Source organism: Komagataeibacter sp. FXV3, from assembly GCF_015155755.1.
GTDB lineage: Bacteria > Pseudomonadota > Alphaproteobacteria > Acetobacterales > Acetobacteraceae > Komagataeibacter.
Genome location: NZ_VWPI01000185.1, coordinates 1 through 2,070, shown reverse-complemented (window position 1 = coordinate 2,070; position 2,070 = coordinate 1). Strand labels below are relative to the sequence as shown.

Genomic DNA, 2,070 nt, shown 5'->3' with positions numbered 1-2,070 from the left:
ACTCAGAAGCTCCATGTCAATCACTCCTCAAACCCCCAGCAGATGCTGCCGGGGAGTGTGAAGGCATGGGTCAAATCTCGATGAAAATTTCCGCCCTACCCGGGTCAGTTCTCAGTGAAAATCAACAATCAGGCTGCCGCCATCAACGTACACCGTCAGTTCCGCATGTGGTTCACAGGCGCCGAGGTCAACTATGACCAGAACCAGCTACAGGCCGCCCGCAGCGCAGTACGTGCTGAAAACGAGCGCATGGAAGATCTGGAGCGGATCATCATGCGGGCCTTCATGGCCGAAGGGCCAGAGATCGAAGCCATCACGTTCCGTCGCACCCAGGCGGGGAGGGTGCAGTCATGATCCATATCCCCGACCATCACCTCAACCGCATCCGCGACAATCTGCCCACAACGCACGAAATCGCCGCGCATGTGCTGCTGTTCTGCATCATCTGGGGCGGCCTTGTCCTGATCGTGCTGGAGGCACTGCCATGAAAAGCAGCCAGCCAACCATGAAGGACAAGGTGCTTGGCGCGCATCGTGACGCGGTCCGGTACACTGGCGCCAGCGCCATCCCCGCCACGACGGTGCGCCGCTTCATGCCGGGCCTGAAACGGCAGAGCCACGTCACGCGGATCCTTAACGGCCTGGTGCGCAGCGGCATGCTGGCCAAGTCCGGGTATGACGATGGGGGCCGGTTCGTTACGACCTATGGGCTGCCTGACCATGCGTGATTTCATCATCGGCATCGGGGCCATTAGCGCCGCGACTACTGGCATCGCCGCGCTGACGGCCTGCGGGTTCTTTCACGACGACAATTTCAGCAACCCGCAATACGCCGCCTGCATGCGAAGTGGCTACGCCAGTCCGGTATGCATGCGCCGTATCCAGACAATGCACTGGCACAAACCGGAAACCAGAAGGGCAGGGGCATGAGCGACCTTTCAGAACACCCGATCCTGCAGGGTCTCGAATTTGGCCGCGAGGTCTACAGCATCGAGATCCACGGCAATGGCCGGGGCGAATATGTTGGCGTCACCAGCGAGGACGATGGGCCGTGCCGTATCGTCTTCCGTGGCAGTCTCGTAACCGAGAATGGTCGCAAACTGATCCGGGCGCGCGGCACGCAGGCATGGACCAGAGAAAAAAGGGAAGGCGGATGACGCAACCACCCTCCACCATGGAAAAGCGCGTTGACGCCCACGTCATCGCGGAACGTACCGGCGTGCCTCACCGCACCATTCTCGCACTTGCCCAGCGCGGGGAAATCCCGGCCGCCAAGATCGGCCGCCGGTGGACATTCAGTCCCGCCCGCATCGAAGCATGGATCATTGAACAGGAGACCCTTAATTGCCAAAGCCGCCGCGTCGACATTCGACCAAAAAACCGAAGAACTGCTTCCTTCGCGGCGATACGTGGTGGGCACAGATCGTCATTCGAGGCGAAAGATACCGAGAAAGCCTACGAACAACTGATGCGCGGGAAGCGGAAAAACGCGTAAAGGCCCTGCGCCTGCAACTGGAACGCACCGCCCTGGACGTGCCCGGCGAGGAATCCTGGAAAGCAGCCGTGGTGCGCTGGTCAACCGAAGGGCTGGATGGCGTAAAGGAATCAGTCCGTACCCGCTACCTGTCCAGTATCCGCCGGTTTGATGAACGCTTCGGGTCGCTGCTGATCGCATCCATCACCACGCGGGACATTGCCGACTGGATCAGCGAACGGAAGCGCACCGGATCTGTGAGGGCACAAGGGCAGGGAAAAGCCATCTCCAACGCCTCCATCCAGCGCGATCTGACTGCCCTGTCCCGATTGCTCAGCTTCTGCTGCTCGATTGGCTGGCGGACGGATAATCCGGTGCAGGCCTTTGACCGCACGATCATCCGCGAACGCCGTGAACCCAAGCGGCCGCCCACGCGGAAGGAAATCCAGACCGCGATCGACGCGGCGCCCCCTGGCGTTGCCGGTATCCTGTCCATACTGGCCGAAACCGGCATGCGCATGAACGAAGCCGTAAAGCTGGAACGCTGGCAGGTGGACAGCCGAAGCCGCCAGATCCTGCTGACCAAAACCAAGACCA

At 60.8% G+C, this 2,070-nt stretch carries 7 protein-coding genes; all 7 read left to right on the top strand.

The features are described 5' to 3' along the window. The first annotated feature begins 114 nt into the window (after positions 1-114). Positions 115-354 carry a hypothetical protein gene (locus F1542_RS16820; protein WP_193734003.1) on the top strand — a complete coding sequence of 80 codons (240 nt, stop codon included), beginning with the start codon at positions 115-117 and terminating at the stop codon, positions 352-354. Then, positions 351-488, top strand: coding sequence for a hypothetical protein (locus F1542_RS16815; RefSeq protein WP_193734002.1), 138 nt, complete (start codon positions 351-353; stop codon positions 486-488). Before F1542_RS16820 ends, F1542_RS16815 begins: the two co-directional genes overlap by 4 nt. Further along, a complete protein-coding gene (locus F1542_RS16810; protein ID WP_193734001.1) occupies positions 485-727 on the top strand; it encodes a hypothetical protein in 243 nt (80 codons plus the stop codon). Before F1542_RS16815 ends, F1542_RS16810 begins: the two co-directional genes overlap by 4 nt. Continuing rightward, positions 720-929, top strand: a complete 210-nt coding sequence (locus F1542_RS16805; RefSeq protein ID WP_193734000.1) for a hypothetical protein — start codon at positions 720-722, stop codon at positions 927-929. The genes F1542_RS16810 and F1542_RS16805 overlap by 8 nt, the downstream gene beginning before the upstream one ends. Further along, a complete protein-coding gene (locus F1542_RS16800; RefSeq protein WP_193733999.1) occupies positions 926-1,156 on the top strand; it encodes a hypothetical protein in 231 nt (76 codons plus the stop codon). The genes F1542_RS16805 and F1542_RS16800 overlap by 4 nt, the downstream gene beginning before the upstream one ends. Beyond that, positions 1,153-1,494, top strand: a complete 342-nt coding sequence (locus F1542_RS16795) for a helix-turn-helix domain-containing protein (protein WP_193733998.1) — start codon at positions 1,153-1,155, stop codon at positions 1,492-1,494. Before F1542_RS16800 ends, F1542_RS16795 begins: the two co-directional genes overlap by 4 nt. Positions 1,495-1,562: 68 nt before the next feature. Then, positions 1,563-2,070 (top strand): tyrosine-type recombinase/integrase (locus F1542_RS16790; RefSeq protein WP_408886265.1); only part of this gene is annotated, 508 nt, incomplete at its 3' end.

Coding starts and splice junctions, on each gene's coding strand:
- F1542_RS16795 (WP_193733998.1), top strand. CDS start 1,153: ATGACGCAACCACCCTCCACCATGGAAAAGCGCGTTGACGCCCACGTC.
- F1542_RS16805 (WP_193734000.1), top strand. CDS start 720: ATGCGTGATTTCATCATCGGCATCGGGGCCATTAGCGCCGCGACTACT.
- F1542_RS16800 (WP_193733999.1), top strand. CDS start 926: ATGAGCGACCTTTCAGAACACCCGATCCTGCAGGGTCTCGAATTTGGC.
- F1542_RS16815 (WP_193734002.1), top strand. CDS start 351: ATGATCCATATCCCCGACCATCACCTCAACCGCATCCGCGACAATCTG.
- F1542_RS16810 (WP_193734001.1), top strand. CDS start 485: ATGAAAAGCAGCCAGCCAACCATGAAGGACAAGGTGCTTGGCGCGCAT.